Consider the following 14,589-nt stretch of genomic DNA (forward strand, 5'->3'; position numbering starts at 1 on the left):
ATGATAAAATATAATAAATTTATGCCGTAAACTCTCTGCTCGACCCCATCAATTAATGACCTGTACCTACCTCATCAACGTGTTTGACATGTTTATGATTGATCGCGATAAACAGCACGGCCAGCAGGACGAAACCAGCCCCTACGAGAAACGGGACATGGGGATTAAACCACTCCGCCAGCTTGCCGGCCATAAACGGCGCCAACGCCCCGCCCAGAAACCGCAGGAAACTGTAAGCAGCCGAAGCCGTGGAACGCTCTACGGGCGAGGCGTTCATCACTGCGGTTGTAATCAACGTGTTATTATTCCCTAGCAACGCCCCGGCAACAATAACAGTGGCGATTATCACCCATTGCGTATCAGTCCAAATTCCCATGGCCAGCAGCATGAGGGCAAATAAAAACAACATTGCCCCCATCGATTTCACCGTCCCGAACTTCTCCTGCATTTTGGGAGCGGTCCCTACAGAGGTAATCGCGAGGAGAACCCCCCACGCCAAGAATACATAACCCAAACCATGTTCATCCAGCCCCATCACGAAAGGGGCATAAGCCATCAGCGTAAAGAACCCGATGTTATAGAAACAGGCGGTTAATCCCAATACGACGAGTGAACGATAGCGCATGGCCCGGAATGGAGCCCATATGGAAGTGCGCGCTGCACGAGAGCTGGCTTTCTCAGATGATTTCGGCATGAGGAGACTCAGACCAATGAAGGCAATCACCATAAGCGAAGCTACGCCAAGAAACGGGCCACGCCAGGAGATGGCTCCCAACCAGCCGCCGACGAGCGGGCCAACCGAAATGCCAAGCCCTACTGCGGCTTCGTACAGAATCACCGCTTTGGCGGTTCCGCTGCCGGATAACGTAACAATGGCTGACAACGCCGTGGCGACGAACAATGCGTTGCCGAGGCCCCAACCGCCGCGCAGACCGATGATCGTCCACACGTCGCTGGCCATACCGCCCAGCGCCGAGAAAACGGCGATGACAACGATACCCGTGAGCAGCGTCCACTTGATCCCGATCCGTGAAGAGATCACACCCGTGATCAACATAGCGATCGCCATAACCGCATTGTAGCTGGTGAACAACAGCGTCACTTCGCTTGGCGAAGCGTTCAAACTGCCCGCGATGGCCGGCAGAATCGGATCCACCAAACCCAAGCCCATAAAAGCGATGATCGAGGCAAAAAAAACAGCCCAAACGGCTTTGGGTTGTTTAATTAGACTCGTACTTTCGACTTCTAAACGTTCCATAGTTTCGGATAACACGACTGTTTTTGACGATGATGACATAAAGACTCCTTCCCCGGGTTATAAGAAAGATTTAAAGGAATGCCTGATCACATCTCCCCGGCTGATAATTCCGACAAGCACTCCGTTGCGTTCAACCGGGAGCTTCTTGATTTGCTTCTTCCCTAGAATCGCCGCAATGTTCTCAATTTCTTCATCCCATGAGACGGTATATACTTTCTTTTTGCCGATCTCTTTAACATTAAGGTCAAGCAACCGCTGTGCGCGCTGTTCAAAGTCCTCCTGATCGCCTTTAAATACAGCGACGTAATAGATCGAATCCACCACGACATCGCGGTGTTTGCCGATGTACCGCATAATATCGCCGTCACTGATGTAGGAGACAATCTCATTCCGTTCGTTGACCACCGGCAGCCCGCTAATGCGATACTCCATGAATCTTTCGATGACGGAGCGAACCGTATCGGTCTCCTTCACTTTGTAAACTTGCTTGATCATGATCTCATGCGCTTGCATGGATATCCCCCTCGTATAATTGTATTATACAACTACATAAATTGTTGTCAATTGCTATGAACACGGTAGAGCGCTTCCCTCCTACAGATGCCTGCATTCATTTAATTTCATGTCCATTCTATGATACGATAAACTTATCCTATTTGGCAGTGAGGTATTCGAAATGATCGATGAACAATCGCTTGAAACCATCGAATTAGAGATGGCCGTGTTATACCGTCGGATAACTACTGCAACAGCTTCCGGAAAATACGGTAATTTAGACCGCTCCGCTTACCTGCTTCTGCATCGCATTGGCGCTCACGGCGCGGTAGGCGTCAAATCGTTAGCCGAAGAGTATCAGCTGGACATCTCCACCGTCAGCCGCCAGACGGCTGCGCTCGAACAAAAGGGGTATGTGCGGCGAATTCCGGATCCAGCGGATCGACGCGCTTTTTTCCTGGAGATAACAGAGCTTGGCGCTAAAGAATATGCAGTCTATAAACAAGGTAGGTTAACACGTATTCGCGAGCTGCTCGCGGATTGGGCGGAGGATGAGACGGAAACATTTGCTGCCCTGCTGCAGAAATTCAATCACGCTTTATTGAGTTCCAATTCGTAAAACGATCTCATTGGTTTACATAATATCTATTACGTCATTCAAATGGAGGTAACCCTGATGAATGATATCGATTTGCCACTTGAAATCATCGAACGTGCCGTAACCCCTCGAGGTGAAATCCAGCTGCAACGGCGCGGCGATCAGTTCGAAATCATCAGCAACGGCACCTTTCTAATGGCTACGTATAACGGCGAGTCGGAGCGACTGCTCGTTCGTCGCGCACTAGAGCTGGTCTCTTCGCCCGACAAAGTGTTGATCGGCGGCCTTGGGGTCGGATTTACACTTCAGGAAGCACTTCTTGATCCTCGCGTCCAGGAAGCGACCGTTGTGGAGATCGAGGCTAAGGTAATCGAATGGAACCGAACTGTAATGGTTCACGTGAACGGGTACACTCTTGAGCATCCGAGAACGAGATTAGTCCATGCGGATCTTGTCTCCTGGATTCGCGAAACGGCAGAGTCGTTTGATCTGATCTGTCTCGACATCGACAACGGACCGGATTGGAAAGTGTTCGACGGCAACGCCTCGTTGTATGATGAAGCCGGTCTTGCGGCGCTGCAAAACCGTCTGCGCCCCGGCGGATGTTTGTCGTTCTGGAGTGCAACTCCTTCACCGGAATTTGCCCGGCAGCTGCAGGAGGCTTTCGGAAACGTGGAAATCCGCGAAGTCCCGCAAACCCACGGTGATCCGGACTTTATCTTTTACGTACGTTAATCGGAAGCCAGAAATTCAGGAGGGACCGACATGAATATCCAAAAAACCATCGATCGGCGAAAGCTGGATGAGAAGGTCATCCATATGCCCTGGTTCGTACAGCAGTTCATCGATTACAAACTGCCAGACCTCTCCCCTTCCACACTTCTCGAATATGTGCGGGATTATGAGCAGTTCTTCTGCTGGCTACGGACGGAAGGTTTGTCAACGGCGACGGCGAACGACCAAGTGACGCTCCTGGATCTGGAGACGCTTCATATGGAGAGCATTGTAGGGTATCGCCTGCATTTGACCACCCGGACGGAGAGTACCAACTCCAAAATTACCGTGTCGCGAAAAATGTCCTCCCTGCGCTCGTTATTTCATTATCTAAGTCAAATCGCCGAGGACGAGAACTATTACCCGCTGTTAAAACGAAATATCATGGCCAAGGTGGAAATCAAACGCATTCATAAACCTAAGGACACCGCCGCCAAGCTCAAGGGCAAAATTCTGGAAGAAGACGAGCTAACCGATTTCATCGCTTACATCGCCGATGGATACGGCCACGATGTAGTGGACAACAAACAAGCGCTGTATGCCCATGAACTGAACAAAGAACGGGATGCCTGCATCGCGAGTTTGATTCTGAATTCCGGATTACGCGTCTCTGAGGTCATAAACCTGAACGTGGACGATTTGGATCTCACCAATAAACTCATCTACGTCTACCGAAAAGGCAACAATGACGAGTCATTTAAAACCCCCGTCTATTTCCGGGAGCAGTCGAAGGATGATTTGGTCGCCTATATGACACTTCGTCAGACGCGGTACCAAACCCCTAAACGGGAGAAGGCGTTGTTCGTAACCGTTCCAAACGGTCATAAAGAAGGGAAACGAATGAGCAAACGCGCTATACAAGCGATGATTATCAAATACGCCAAACGGTTTGGCAAACCGTATTTGACTGTCCATAAGCTGCGGCATTCTTTCGCCACCGACTATTATTTGCAGAACGATATTTACAAGACCAAAGAGCAGCTCGGCCACGCCTCCACGGAGACGACCGAGGTGTATGCGCATCTTACGGACAAAACGATGTCTGAGGCAATTGAACGTCGCGTCAGCGGTTAAAGAGTTGGGAACACATTTTGTTGAATAAAAAGAGGACTTCCCTGCAGTTTATGCGGGAAAGTCCTCTTTGCGTCCGAACCCCTATAACCAGGTTTGTCGGATATATTCGGCGATGGGCTCGATCTCGTCGCGTTGAAACCGTCGCGGGCCGACCTCGTCGACGGGGAAGTCCGCTTCTTTCTGAACCACGGCGCAAACCTGTTGCAGTTCACGGATTAACGGCTCGTCCTCTGCGGAGCGAAGCAGCACCATTTTCGGATAGTTTTCCTGTTTGAAGCCTTCAACCAAGATCAGATCATAGCTAGCAAAATGCTCAATTAGCTCGGGAAGCCGCGTCTCCCGCTCTTCGAAGATCGCCGTGCGCCAAGGGGATGTGATCGCAGCTGCAGCTGCGCCAGCTTCCCGATGGCGGAATGAATCCGTGCCCTCCCGATCGGCGTCAAACCCATGCAGATCATGTTTGATTACGGCCACACGAAGATTAATGCCATTAAATAACTTCGCCAGCCGAGTGATTAACGTCGTTTTTCCGCTGTTTTTATACCCAACGATTTGTATAACCGGTGCCACTTTAGCTCCTCCTCCAACCTGCAAATCCCAAAGCTGAATCAGAATGAGTGAAAACCTCCCGGCAGCTTCAGTACAGTAACCCTTTCGCCTGCTTCTACCCCTGTATTGGAAGGAGGAATCACGATCAACGCATCGCTGTCCTTAATCGTGATCATCACGCCCGACTCGTCCAGCTCCGCCGGAATGGCGTAAAGCTTGCCCTCGCGGAACTCCAGCCGGCCACGTACGAACCGGGTAAAGTTATTGATTTTGCGATAGGAACGGGCTAATTCCGCCGTCAACTCGGGCAGAAACGGCTGCGCGATTCCCATCATCCTTCCGATCGCCGGACGGACGAACAACTCGAAGCCAACGAAGCAGGCCCCTGGGTTGCCGGATAACGCAAACAGCAGCTTGCCGTCTTTCACGGCGGCCGTCGTTACGCTTCCCGGTCGCATCGTCACTTTGTTGAACAGCATATCTACGCTGTCGCCCGACACTAGGTCTGCCATAATATCATAATCACCGACAGATACGCCGCCTGTAGTTACAACCACATCGTAATTCTCGAAGGCCGCTTCCACTTGCGCCTTGGCTTTGGCCAAATCATCCTCGATCGCCTCGAACAGAAACGGCTCGCCGCCAGCCTCGGTAATTTGGCTGTACAGCAAATACGTGTTACTGTTACGGATTCGTCCGTCCTGCAACGGCTCATCGATGCGCAACAGCTCCGATCCTGTGGAAAACACAGCGATTCGCGGGCGTTTCATGACCGGAACGCGGTGGATGCCGAAGGTGGCCAGCACGGAGATCTCGCCAGCTGTTAGCTTGCGGCCTGCCTCCAAAATTACATCACCCTGGGACAACTCAAGCCCGATCGGCGTAATATTCTTGCCCGGCTCGATTTCACGAATCAATCGAATATGGAGATGACCTTCCTGCAACACGGACTCGGTCATTTCGAACATGACGACGGCGTCCGCTTCGTCAGGTACCTTGGCCCCCGTCATAATGCGAGCCGCTTGACCCGGCTTCAACTTCACCTGAGGAACCGATCCGGCCGGGATCTCATCCACTACTTCCAGATGAACAGGTTGTCCCGCATGGCAGCTGGTCGTATCGCTGCTAAAGATCGCAAACCCGTCCATGCCTGACCGGCGAAAATGCGGGTACGGGTGCGGTGCGTCGATCGGCTTCGCCAAAATCCGGCCGTGAGCCTCGGGCAGCGAAACCATCTCGGTGTCCGTTGCCTTTGCATAAGGCATGATTTTCGCTTGTGCTTCGGCTACCGGGAGCGCTTTGCGCCGAAATTTATCCTGTTCGACTTCCCTCATCGCGGATCCGCTCCATTCCCCTGCTGATCCAGTAAATAATGTTCCAGCATCTCCGTAGTGCGTCTGGAAATCTCCCGTATTTCTTCTTTGCTCAAGTTGTCGTAATGAATGCCCATAACGACGGTGACGGTTCGACCTAGCTCCGCAGAGGCGCGACGGGCATATTCTTCGCTTAAGGTATGCTCCTTGTGCCCTGGCACGGCGGTGGTCAATGCCTCGGTACCTTCCCCCGTCGGATAAGCGGTAGACGCGGCGCCAATGTGCGCGACGCCCCCCGTAATCAGCAGCAGCAAATCGCGGCCGACCGGGATCGCTTCCAGCTTGATATCCTCGAATGACAATTGCCGCAGCTCCCTTCCACAACAGTATGCCCTTTATTTTATAGGATTCCGCGGATTTCGTCCAAGTTTTGGATCCCTTCACGGCTCAACCAGGCCTCAAGCTCCCGGACCAACTGTTCGCCCGCTCGCAAGTTGACGAAGTTGTGAGTACCCACTTGAACGACGGCTGCGCCGGCCATAATAAACTCGACAACATCCTCCGCACTGCTAATGCCACCCATTCCCATCACCGGGATCGTCACGGCGTGACTAACTTGATGGACCATCCGCAAGGCGATCGGCTTAATGGCCGGGCCGGACAGGCCCGCATACAAGTTGTCAAAGACGCTTCGCCGCTTAGAGATGTCGATTTTCATCGCGGAGAACGTATTAATCAGCGATACGCCGTCCGCTTGTTCTTCCTCGCACATCTTGGCCATGCCGACGATATCTTCGGCGTTTGGAGACAGCTTGACGACCAGCGGCAGCGACGTTGCCGCCCGGACCTCGCGAACCACCTGCCGGGCGATGTCCGTCTTGATTCCATACGCCATCCCTCCGGCTTTCACGTTCGGACAGGAAATGTTCAGCTCGATCATATCGACGGCGGTTCGGCCTTCTTGCTTCCGCTTAGAGGCGTCTTCATCAATCAGCCTAGCGCCTTCTACGTATTCTTCGATCGTATTGCCGCCCAAATTCACGATCCGCGCCAAATCGAGTTGCTCCCACCGCGGGCACTCCTCGCGGAGGAAGGCGTCGACTCCCGGATTTTCCAAACCGACGCTATTCAACATGCCGGACGCCGTTTCCGCAACACGAATTCCGTCATTCCCCGCCTTCGGATGTAGCGTTAACCCTTTCCCGGACAATCCACCCAGCACGTTAATATCGTAAATTGCTCCATACTCCTTGCCAAACCCAAACGTCCCGGAGGCCATGACGATGGGGTTCTTAAAGGAAACTCCCGCGAGGCTGCATGCTAACTGAGTCATGCGAACACCACCTCCTCCGCCAAAAATACCGGCCCGTCCGCACAAGCTTTCTTTCTTCCGTCTTTACATTGCACGCTGCACACGAGACAAGCCCCGATGCCGCAGGCCATCCGATTCTCCAGAGAGACGTAGACCTTGGTTTGGCCTCCGGTTTGCGCTTGCTTACGCTGAACGGCATGCAGCATAGGATGAGGCCCGCAGGCGATCACGGTATCATAAGCCCGAAAGTCCACTTTGTCCAGGATTGACCCGCCTACATCAACCGTAATCTTACCACGGGAGGCTGTACGGAACTCGTCTACCATGTAGGCCTCCCGACTGTATCCAAGAAACACGTCGGCCTCTGGCGCTTCTCGCAGCGCGTAATAAAACGGAGCGATGCCAATGCCGCCGCCAACGAAAGCCGTCTTGCCTTCCAACTGCGGAAAGCCATTGCCAAAGGGGCCGTCCAGTGTCAAAAACTCCCCTGGCTTTAGCCCGGATAACCGTGTGGTCCCTTCCCCAGCAACCATAACCAGGAACTCAATTCGGTCCTCGGCAAGATCAAAGATGCTGATCGGACGGGATAACAGCGGATAACGGTCCCCCGCGCGCAGCATATAAAATTGCCCCATTTTCCCCGTGAATTGCCCTTGCACCGTAAGCTTGAATACGCCTTGCGCGACTTCTTGGTTGGCCAATACAGTTGCCACGAATCCATCACATCCCTATCATTTATGCTTCATCAAAGGATGCAATTTTTCGCCCGGAACGTCTGTGACATAACTCACAAGAATACGCAAGTTTCGAGAACAGCGGATTTTTATGATTTTCATTCATTTTCTGCAAAGGTTAGGGAATACTACATTTTAGGTACAGGATGGGAATGAAGGGGGACTACAATTGCTTATCCAGCTTAAGAGAGTACTATGTTTGTTCACGGCCGTTACTCTGTGTATGTATGGCGCCTCCGGATTTATGCCGGTTGATGCTTCTTCCGACATTCATCATATGAAGGGTCAGGAGTCTAACGGAGATATAGAAGAGAACAAGGCGGCACCCGTAGGCGGCAAACCGGTGGATTTAGGTGAATTGCGACGTAAATATTCGGAGACCTTCAAATTCCGAGGTCCGGAAGTGAAACAAATCGCGCTGACCTTTGATGATGGTCCTGATCCGCGGTTTACACCGCAAATTCTCGATGTGCTTCAACGTAAAGGAATTAAGGCGACCTTCTTCGTCGTCGGAGTGCGAGCCAAGAAATTCCCTAAGTTGATGCAACGGATCCATCAGGAGGGGCATCTTATCGGCAACCACTCCTTCAGTCATCCGAATTTTCACAAGCGTTCCGCCAAACAGTTTCAAACCGAGATCCTGCGTACGGAGAAAATCATCCAGAATACCGTAGGGTACCGCCCCAAGCTGATCCGCCCGCCTTATGGAGAGATTAAGGAGGAACAGGTGCAGTGGGCGAAGAAAAATGGGTATACCCTCGTCAACTGGAATGTGGACTCCCAGGATTGGAAAGGTCTCGACAAGAACAAAGTCAAATCGAACGTTATCGGTACGGCGGGCCCCGGCTCGATTATCCTGCAGCATTCCGGCGGCGGTGTCGGCTCCAATTTGACCGGTACGATTCAGGCATTGCCAGAGATTATCGACACGCTGCAGGCGCAAGGATATCATTTCGTGGATCTGGCCGAGCTCCTGCAAACAACGAAATACCGTTAATGAACGAGAGCTCCCTCATTCGAGGGAGCTCTCTTACTTCTAATTCAATACGTATAAAGTAATATCCTGATAGCCAAATGCTTTGGCGGCAGTGGCGCTGCCGGGAATGAAGATGTCGATGCGGTTGCCTTTAATCGCGCCGCCTTGGTCGGTGGCCGTAGCTACAAATGCTTGATCGGGCAATCCGTCATGGCTGTGACCGGTCACCAGCACTTTCGTACCCATCGGAATGACCTTCGGGTCAACGGCGATGGTGCCTAGCTTTAGCGGGTTGCCATAGTAGTCCACCGCGCCCCACTTCCCATTTTCGCTTGCCGATGCGGTATAGGCCGACGCTTTCACATTCATCGTTTGCGTGTAAGTAAAGGTTTTCCCCCAAGCTTCCACAACGTTGTCATTAGACATCACCTTCAGCTTGGAAGCGGTAGCGGTCGTCGGGGTTGCGGCCGGTGCAGTTTCCTGTTTAGCCGGCGCGGCGGAAGCAAACGCCATTGCGCGGGTTTCGCCTCCCGGAATAGTGATGTTCAAGCCATCGTATATATTCTTCGGATTGATGGATGGGTTTGCTGCGATCAGCTTGTTCAAATCCACACCGTATTGTTTGGCAAGAAGATAAAACGTGTCTCCCTCCACGGCTTTATGTACCGCGTCTGCATGGACGGAAGCCGTCTGCAGAGTAATCGTCAAACTTGCGGCGATAAGCGCCGATGCTGCAATTTTAGACCAAATGCGACTTTTCAATGGATTGCCCTCCTTTTAACTGCGCCTGCGGAGTTAGTTGTCGGATTCGGAAAAAAAGGAACGTTCCCGGCGCATCCTGTTGATGCGCTTCACCCCAAGAAAACGTGTGTTCATACCTCACAGATTCGTTTTCAGCTTTCGTCCCCCGCACCTTGATGTAAGGTTTCGGCTTATTGAATATATCACAATTTTGTAACCAGATGCTCAGGTAATTCCAACCAAGCGGCTCAAAACCTTGATAGTACGGGTTACATTTTTGTGTCCAAACGTAAACACAATGTTAAAAAAGATCATACGTTCGCATGTAAAAAAGACAGAAAAACCGCCCGAATTTATCGTTTCGGACGGTCTATATAATATAAGTCAGTTACCTTTTCAACCTCTTATAACACCTTGCTCAGGAAATCCTTCGTCCGTTGATTCTGCGGCGATCCAAACACCTCTTGCGGCGTCCCCTGCTCGAGGATCACGCCTTGATCCATAAACAGGATGCGGTCGCCAACCTCACGGGCAAACCCCATCTCGTGAGTAACGATCACCATCGTCATGCCCCGTTCCGCCAGGCTCTTCATGACATCAAGCACCTCTCCGACCATTTCCGGGTCCAGCGCCGACGTAGGCTCGTCGAACAGCATGACATGCGGCTCCATAGCCAGTGCACGGGCAATCGCAATCCGCTGCTTCTGGCCGCCGGACAGCTGAGCCGGATAGACGTCTCGTTTGTCTTCAAGGCCCACGGTGTGAAGCAGATCCATCGCGATCGCTTCCGCCTTGCTCTTATCGAGCTTTCTCACGCGAATCGGCGCTAACGTGATGTTGTTGATCACGGTTTTATGCGGAAATAGATTAAAATGCTGGAACACCATGCCCATCTTCTCGCGGGTTTTATTAATGTCGTGTCTCTTGCCGGTAATCGACGCGCCTTCAAACGTGATTTCGCCTTCGGTTGGAACCTCGAGCAGGTTCAGACAACGGAGGAAGGTACTCTTTCCCGATCCACTGGGACCAATAACGACGACGACTTCCCCTTTAGAGATTTCCAGGTCGATGCCGCGCAAAATATGCAGTTGGCCGAATTTCTTATGCAAACCTTTAACGGTGATCACTGGTCTTCAACTTCCTTTCGAACACGCTCAAAATCCGGGACAGCGTGAATGTCAGAATAAAGTACATGATGGCGATGATTAGATAAGGCGTCATCCCGTCGTACGTGATCGTGACGACTGACTGCGCTTGATAGATCAGCTCCGCCGTACCGATAATCGAGACGATCGACGATTCTTTAATGATGGTAATAAATTCGTTCCCGATGGCGGGAAGCACGGATTTGATCGCTTGCGGGATAATGATATGGCGCATCGCCATCCCTTTGGTCATCCCCAAGGAACGGGCCGCTTCCCCTTGTCCGCGGTCGACGCCTTGAATGCCGGCGCGGAAGATTTCCGCCAGATATGCGGAGCTGTTGATCGACAACGTAATCGCCCCAGATTGAATCGGTGTGAAGTTTACGTCAAACACAAACGCAAACCCGTAGTGAATAATCAAGAGCTGCACCATCATAGGCGTGCCGCGTAGAAATTCGACCCAAGCATGGCCAAGAAACCGCACAATCCCCCAAGGAGACATACGAATTAATGCAATTAATAATCCAAGAATAAATCCGCAAAACACACTGATCGCCGCCAAGAGCAGCGTATACTGGACGCCGGCCAAGAAGTAACTGCGGTATTCCATAAACATCGATATTAAGTCCATAGCGCCTTTCTTCCTCCTCCTTTACCTTCAACCCTTACGCAAAAAAACAGAAAATAGCGAATCGACTTCGCTATTTTCTGCAGATGGACACCCGTGATTATTTCTCGGCCAACGCGCTCGCTTCGGCAACGAATTGATCGATGCTGCCGGCGCTAATTAAGCGATCCAGCGTCGTATTCACTTGATCCAACAGCTCCTGATTGCCTTTCTTGATGCCAATTACGTAACCATCATCTTCAGTTACCGGCGTGGCATCCGTGATGACCAGGCCTTTCACGTTCTTCACGAACGATTCAGCAACCGGTCCTTCCAAAATAGCTGCGTCAACACGGTTAGTGTTCAGCTGCATAATGATGTCGTTGATTTTACCCAGCGAAGTCAATTGGGCGTTCGGAATTTCTTTAGCCATATCTTCTTGAATGGAACCTTGTTGTACGCCGATTTTTGCGCCTTCCAGCGCTTCCATGGTGTTGAATTTATCTTTGTCCGCTTCACGGGTCACGACGGCCTGTTCGGCTTTGTAGTAAATTTTCGACATGTCGATTTGTTCGGCACGTTCTGGAGTTGGGCTCAAGCCCGAGATCACGAGATCAACGCGACCGCTGGACAACTCGTTCAACAGCGTATCGAACTTCAAATCTTTGATCTCCAATTCTGCGCCAAGATCCTTAGCAATTTCCTTGGCGATCTCGACGTCGAAACCAACAATTTCGTCTTGGCCGCTATCGTTCTTAATATGGAATTCATAAGGTGGGAAGTCCGCGCTCATCCCAACAACGAGCTTCTTAGCCGGTTCGGTTTGCTCTCCGCCTGCTTGGGTTTCATTTTGATTTGCGGCTTGGCCGGCGTTGTTCGCCGCGTTCCCGCTGTTATTTTTTTCCTGACCGCAAGCGGCCAGCACCAAAGTTACCATCATGACAGCTATGAATAACATTCCCCATTTTTTCATGGATCTCTCTCCTGTTCTGTTTGGCTTATTTTCATTCTAAGATGATTACTGGGCTAATTATAAATCAGAATGCATATATATGCAAAACAATTTTCATAGCATTCATTATATTTTCACAGTTCCGACATAAGGTTGCCCTGGAGTTCCCCTTTTATCATACTTTGGTCAATTCGTTGAATATTTATGTTTCTCTTCCGGTTCATGCTCCGCGTTGCGTTTGGGAATAATGAGCTCTATAACGATCTGTATTCACGAGAGGAGGCGCCGGTCTATGTTGCTTGAAGCGCTCTACCATGTCCCCCGGGATAAATGGGCTTATGCCTATGACCCAACTACAATCCATCTTCGCATCCGGACCAAACGGGACGATGTCGAACAGGCTTACGCAATGACCGGGGACAAATATGACTGGACGGGAACTTATCAAGAGCTGCCGATGGAGAAAACGGCTCATGACCGCATGTTCGACTATTGGGAGGTTGCCGTGCGTCCCAAATTCAAACGTCTCTCCTATGCTTTTAAGCTCACCTCGGGAACGGAGACGGTTTACCTGCTGGATGCAGGAATTCAATCGGAAGCGCCCCATCCCCCGGGCGAATGCTTCGAATTCTCGTATATCCACGAACTTGAAGTGGTCCGGGTCCCGGAATGGGCCAAGCAAGCCGTGTTTTATCAGATCATGCCGGAACGGTTCGCCAATGGAGATCCGTCCAATGATCCGAAGCCGGTGGAAGTCTGGGGCGGCAAGCCAACCCGGGATAATTACTTCGGCGGCGATTTGCAAGGGATCATCGACCATCTGGACGATTTAACCGACCTGGGGATCACGGCGATTTATCTGACCCCCTTGTTTACGGCGCCATCCAATCATAAATACGATATCGTGGATTACAAGCAGGTCGATCCTCATTTCGGCGACAATGCCTTGTTGAAAACCCTGGTCGAACGTTGCCATGACCGCGGAATTCGAGTGGTGCTGGACGCGGTATTTAACCATTGCGGCGAGCATTTCCCGCCGTTTCAGGATGTGCTTAAGAACGGCGAAACCTCTCCTTATGCCGGCTGGTTTCATGTGAATCGCTTTCCCGCCAGAGTGGAGAATGGAGTTCCTACTTATGATACGTTTGGTTTTTTTCCAAATATGCCTAAATTTAATACGGCCAACCCTGATTTGAAGAACTATTTGTTGGGTGTCGCCGAATATTGGATTAAGGAGATCAAACTGGATGGCTGGCGGCTGGATGTAGCGAATGAAGTTGATCATCCGTTCTGGCGCGAATTTCGGCAGGTCGTGAAGCAAGCAAATCCGGAGGCTTATTTGATTGGGGAAGTATGGAGCGATTCGCTGAATTGGCTGCTGGGAGATCAATTCGATTCCGTCATGAATTACCCGTTCGCGGATAAGGTGCTGGAGTTCTTTACCGGCGGTGTGGACGGCGCAGCTTTCTCCGATGAGATGGGTTCGCTGATCATGCGGTATCCGCATCAAACGAATGAAGTCGTCTTTAATATGCTGGGGAGCCACGATACCCCGCGGCTGTTGACGCGTGTCGGTGGCGACAAACGTAAACTTAAGTTATGCGTTGTGTTTCTGTTCACCTATATCGGGACGCCTTGTGTATTTTACGGCGATGAAATTGGACTCACCGGCGATGGAGATCCGGACTGCCGTAAATGTATGGAATGGGACCGCAGCAAGCAGGATCGGGAGCTCTATGATTTCTACAAGCTGATGATCGAGCTGCGCAAGAGGCACACCGCTCTCCGCCATGGTCGTTTTCGGTTTCTGCATGCCGAACCGGGCGATCCAAACCTCGTTTACGAACGAATGGACGCGCAGATGCATTTTACGGTGTGGATGAATAATACTGCCCAAGCGGTTACCTTAACGCATCCCATGCAAACAAACGATTGGCGGGATGCCCTGACCGAAGAAGCGGTGGTCCCGGTGAACGGGATTATGAACATCTTTCTTGAAGCCTACGGCTTTCGCATCTTATACCGACACATACAAACTTAAAAAGTAAGAAGCGGACGCTT

General features: G+C 51.4%; 16 protein-coding genes and 1 riboswitch. Of the genes, 5 read left to right on the forward strand and 11 right to left on the reverse strand.

Annotated elements, in window-relative coordinates; translation table 11 throughout:
* Positions 1-52: 52 nt before the first annotated feature.
* On the reverse strand, positions 53-1,258 hold the full coding sequence (locus M0651_RS06230) for an MFS transporter (RefSeq protein WP_248551200.1): 1,206 nt from the start codon (positions 1,256-1,258) through the stop codon (positions 53-55).
* 57 nt (positions 1,259-1,315) lie between these two features.
* Positions 1,316-1,771, reverse strand: coding sequence for a CBS domain-containing protein (locus M0651_RS06235; RefSeq protein WP_155605924.1), 456 nt, complete (start codon positions 1,769-1,771; stop codon positions 1,316-1,318).
* Positions 1,772-1,934: 163 nt separating this feature from the next.
* Between M0651_RS06235 and M0651_RS06240 the strand changes: the two genes are divergently transcribed.
* Genes M0651_RS06240 through xerS form a run of 3 tightly spaced genes read left to right on the forward strand, consistent with a single transcriptional unit; the run spans position 1,935 to position 4,199 of the window.
* The gene (locus M0651_RS06240; RefSeq protein ID WP_282577798.1) at positions 1,935-2,372 is read left to right on the forward strand and encodes a MarR family winged helix-turn-helix transcriptional regulator; all 438 of its coding nucleotides are present in this window, start codon (positions 1,935-1,937) and stop codon (positions 2,370-2,372) included.
* A gap of 57 nt (positions 2,373-2,429) precedes the next feature.
* A complete protein-coding gene (locus M0651_RS06245; protein WP_248550981.1) occupies positions 2,430-3,086 on the forward strand; it encodes a spermine/spermidine synthase domain-containing protein in 657 nt (218 codons plus the stop codon).
* 30 nt (positions 3,087-3,116) lie between these two features.
* The gene (gene xerS, locus M0651_RS06250) at positions 3,117-4,199 is read left to right on the forward strand and encodes a tyrosine recombinase XerS (protein WP_248550982.1); all 1,083 of its coding nucleotides are present in this window, start codon (positions 3,117-3,119) and stop codon (positions 4,197-4,199) included.
* Between the two features lie 81 nt (positions 4,200-4,280).
* Here the strand turns inward: xerS and mobB are convergent, their stop codons facing one another.
* Genes mobB through M0651_RS06275 form a run of 5 tightly spaced genes read right to left on the reverse strand, consistent with a single transcriptional unit; the run spans position 4,281 to position 8,086 of the window.
* Positions 4,281-4,769 carry a molybdopterin-guanine dinucleotide biosynthesis protein B gene (mobB, locus tag M0651_RS06255; protein ID WP_248550983.1) on the reverse strand — a complete coding sequence of 163 codons (489 nt, stop codon included), beginning with the start codon at positions 4,767-4,769 and terminating at the stop codon, positions 4,281-4,283.
* Positions 4,770-4,807: 38 nt separating this feature from the next.
* Positions 4,808-6,082 (reverse strand): molybdopterin molybdotransferase MoeA, encoded by a 1,275-nt coding sequence (locus M0651_RS06260; protein ID WP_248550984.1) that lies wholly within the window; start codon positions 6,080-6,082, stop codon positions 4,808-4,810.
* A complete protein-coding gene (gene lpdD, locus M0651_RS06265; RefSeq protein ID WP_248550985.1) occupies positions 6,079-6,423 on the reverse strand; it encodes a prenylated flavin chaperone LpdD in 345 nt (114 codons plus the stop codon). Before lpdD ends, M0651_RS06260 begins: the two co-directional genes overlap by 4 nt.
* A 38-nt stretch (positions 6,424-6,461) precedes the next feature.
* Positions 6,462-7,394 carry a dihydroorotate dehydrogenase gene (locus M0651_RS06270; RefSeq protein WP_248550986.1) on the reverse strand — a complete coding sequence of 311 codons (933 nt, stop codon included), beginning with the start codon at positions 7,392-7,394 and terminating at the stop codon, positions 6,462-6,464.
* The gene (locus M0651_RS06275; protein ID WP_248550987.1) at positions 7,391-8,086 is read right to left on the reverse strand and encodes a dihydroorotate dehydrogenase electron transfer subunit; all 696 of its coding nucleotides are present in this window, start codon (positions 8,084-8,086) and stop codon (positions 7,391-7,393) included. The genes M0651_RS06270 and M0651_RS06275 overlap by 4 nt, the downstream gene beginning before the upstream one ends.
* Before the next feature lie 190 nt (positions 8,087-8,276).
* Between M0651_RS06275 and M0651_RS06280 the strand changes: the two genes are divergently transcribed.
* The gene (locus M0651_RS06280; RefSeq protein WP_248550988.1) at positions 8,277-9,104 is read left to right on the forward strand and encodes a polysaccharide deacetylase family protein; all 828 of its coding nucleotides are present in this window, start codon (positions 8,277-8,279) and stop codon (positions 9,102-9,104) included.
* A gap of 39 nt (positions 9,105-9,143) precedes the next feature.
* On the opposite strand, the gene M0651_RS06285 is transcribed toward M0651_RS06280, so the two are convergent.
* The 4 genes from M0651_RS06285 to M0651_RS06300 form a co-directional block, all read right to left on the reverse strand.
* Positions 9,144-9,845 (reverse strand): 3D domain-containing protein, encoded by a 702-nt coding sequence (locus M0651_RS06285; protein WP_248550989.1) that lies wholly within the window; start codon positions 9,843-9,845, stop codon positions 9,144-9,146.
* 7 nt (positions 9,846-9,852) lie between these two features.
* Positions 9,853-10,026, reverse strand: a riboswitch (cyclic di-AMP (ydaO/yuaA leader).
* Positions 10,027-10,228: 202 nt separating this feature from the next.
* Complete coding sequence (locus M0651_RS06290) at positions 10,229-10,951, reverse strand: amino acid ABC transporter ATP-binding protein (RefSeq protein WP_248550990.1); 723 nt, start codon at positions 10,949-10,951, stop codon at positions 10,229-10,231.
* Positions 10,938-11,600: an amino acid ABC transporter permease gene (locus M0651_RS06295; RefSeq protein ID WP_155605916.1), complete on the reverse strand. Its 663-nt coding sequence runs from the start codon at positions 11,598-11,600 to the stop codon at positions 10,938-10,940. The genes M0651_RS06290 and M0651_RS06295 overlap by 14 nt, the downstream gene beginning before the upstream one ends.
* A 97-nt stretch (positions 11,601-11,697) precedes the next feature.
* Entirely contained in the window at positions 11,698-12,549 is an 852-nt protein-coding gene (locus M0651_RS06300; RefSeq protein WP_248550991.1) for a transporter substrate-binding domain-containing protein, read from the reverse strand.
* Between the two features lie 271 nt (positions 12,550-12,820).
* Between M0651_RS06300 and M0651_RS06305 the strand changes: the two genes are divergently transcribed.
* Entirely contained in the window at positions 12,821-14,569 is a 1,749-nt protein-coding gene (locus tag M0651_RS06305; RefSeq protein ID WP_248550992.1) for an alpha-glycosidase, read from the forward strand.
* The last annotated feature ends 20 nt before the right edge of the window (positions 14,570-14,589 follow it).

This window comes from Paenibacillus mellifer (genome assembly GCF_023195895.1).
Classification (GTDB): Bacteria; Bacillota; Bacilli; order Paenibacillales; family Paenibacillaceae; genus Fontibacillus; species Fontibacillus mellifer.

Coding starts and splice junctions, on each gene's coding strand:
- M0651_RS06235 (WP_155605924.1), bottom strand. CDS start 1,771: ATGCAAGCGCATGAGATCATGATCAAGCAAGTTTACAAAGTGAAGGAG.
- M0651_RS06305 (WP_248550992.1), top strand. CDS start 12,821: ATGTTGCTTGAAGCGCTCTACCATGTCCCCCGGGATAAATGGGCTTAT.
- M0651_RS06245 (WP_248550981.1), top strand. CDS start 2,430: ATGAATGATATCGATTTGCCACTTGAAATCATCGAACGTGCCGTAACC.
- M0651_RS06300 (WP_248550991.1), bottom strand. CDS start 12,549: ATGAAAAAATGGGGAATGTTATTCATAGCTGTCATGATGGTAACTTTG.
- M0651_RS06295 (WP_155605916.1), bottom strand. CDS start 11,600: ATGGACTTAATATCGATGTTTATGGAATACCGCAGTTACTTCTTGGCC.
- M0651_RS06260 (WP_248550984.1), bottom strand. CDS start 6,082: ATGAGGGAAGTCGAACAGGATAAATTTCGGCGCAAAGCGCTCCCGGTA.
- M0651_RS06230 (WP_248551200.1), bottom strand. CDS start 1,258: ATGGAACGTTTAGAAGTCGAAAGTACGAGTCTAATTAAACAACCCAAA.
- xerS (WP_248550982.1), top strand. CDS start 3,117: ATGAATATCCAAAAAACCATCGATCGGCGAAAGCTGGATGAGAAGGTC.
- M0651_RS06240 (WP_282577798.1), top strand. CDS start 1,935: ATGATCGATGAACAATCGCTTGAAACCATCGAATTAGAGATGGCCGTG.
- M0651_RS06270 (WP_248550986.1), bottom strand. CDS start 7,394: ATGACTCAGTTAGCATGCAGCCTCGCGGGAGTTTCCTTTAAGAACCCC.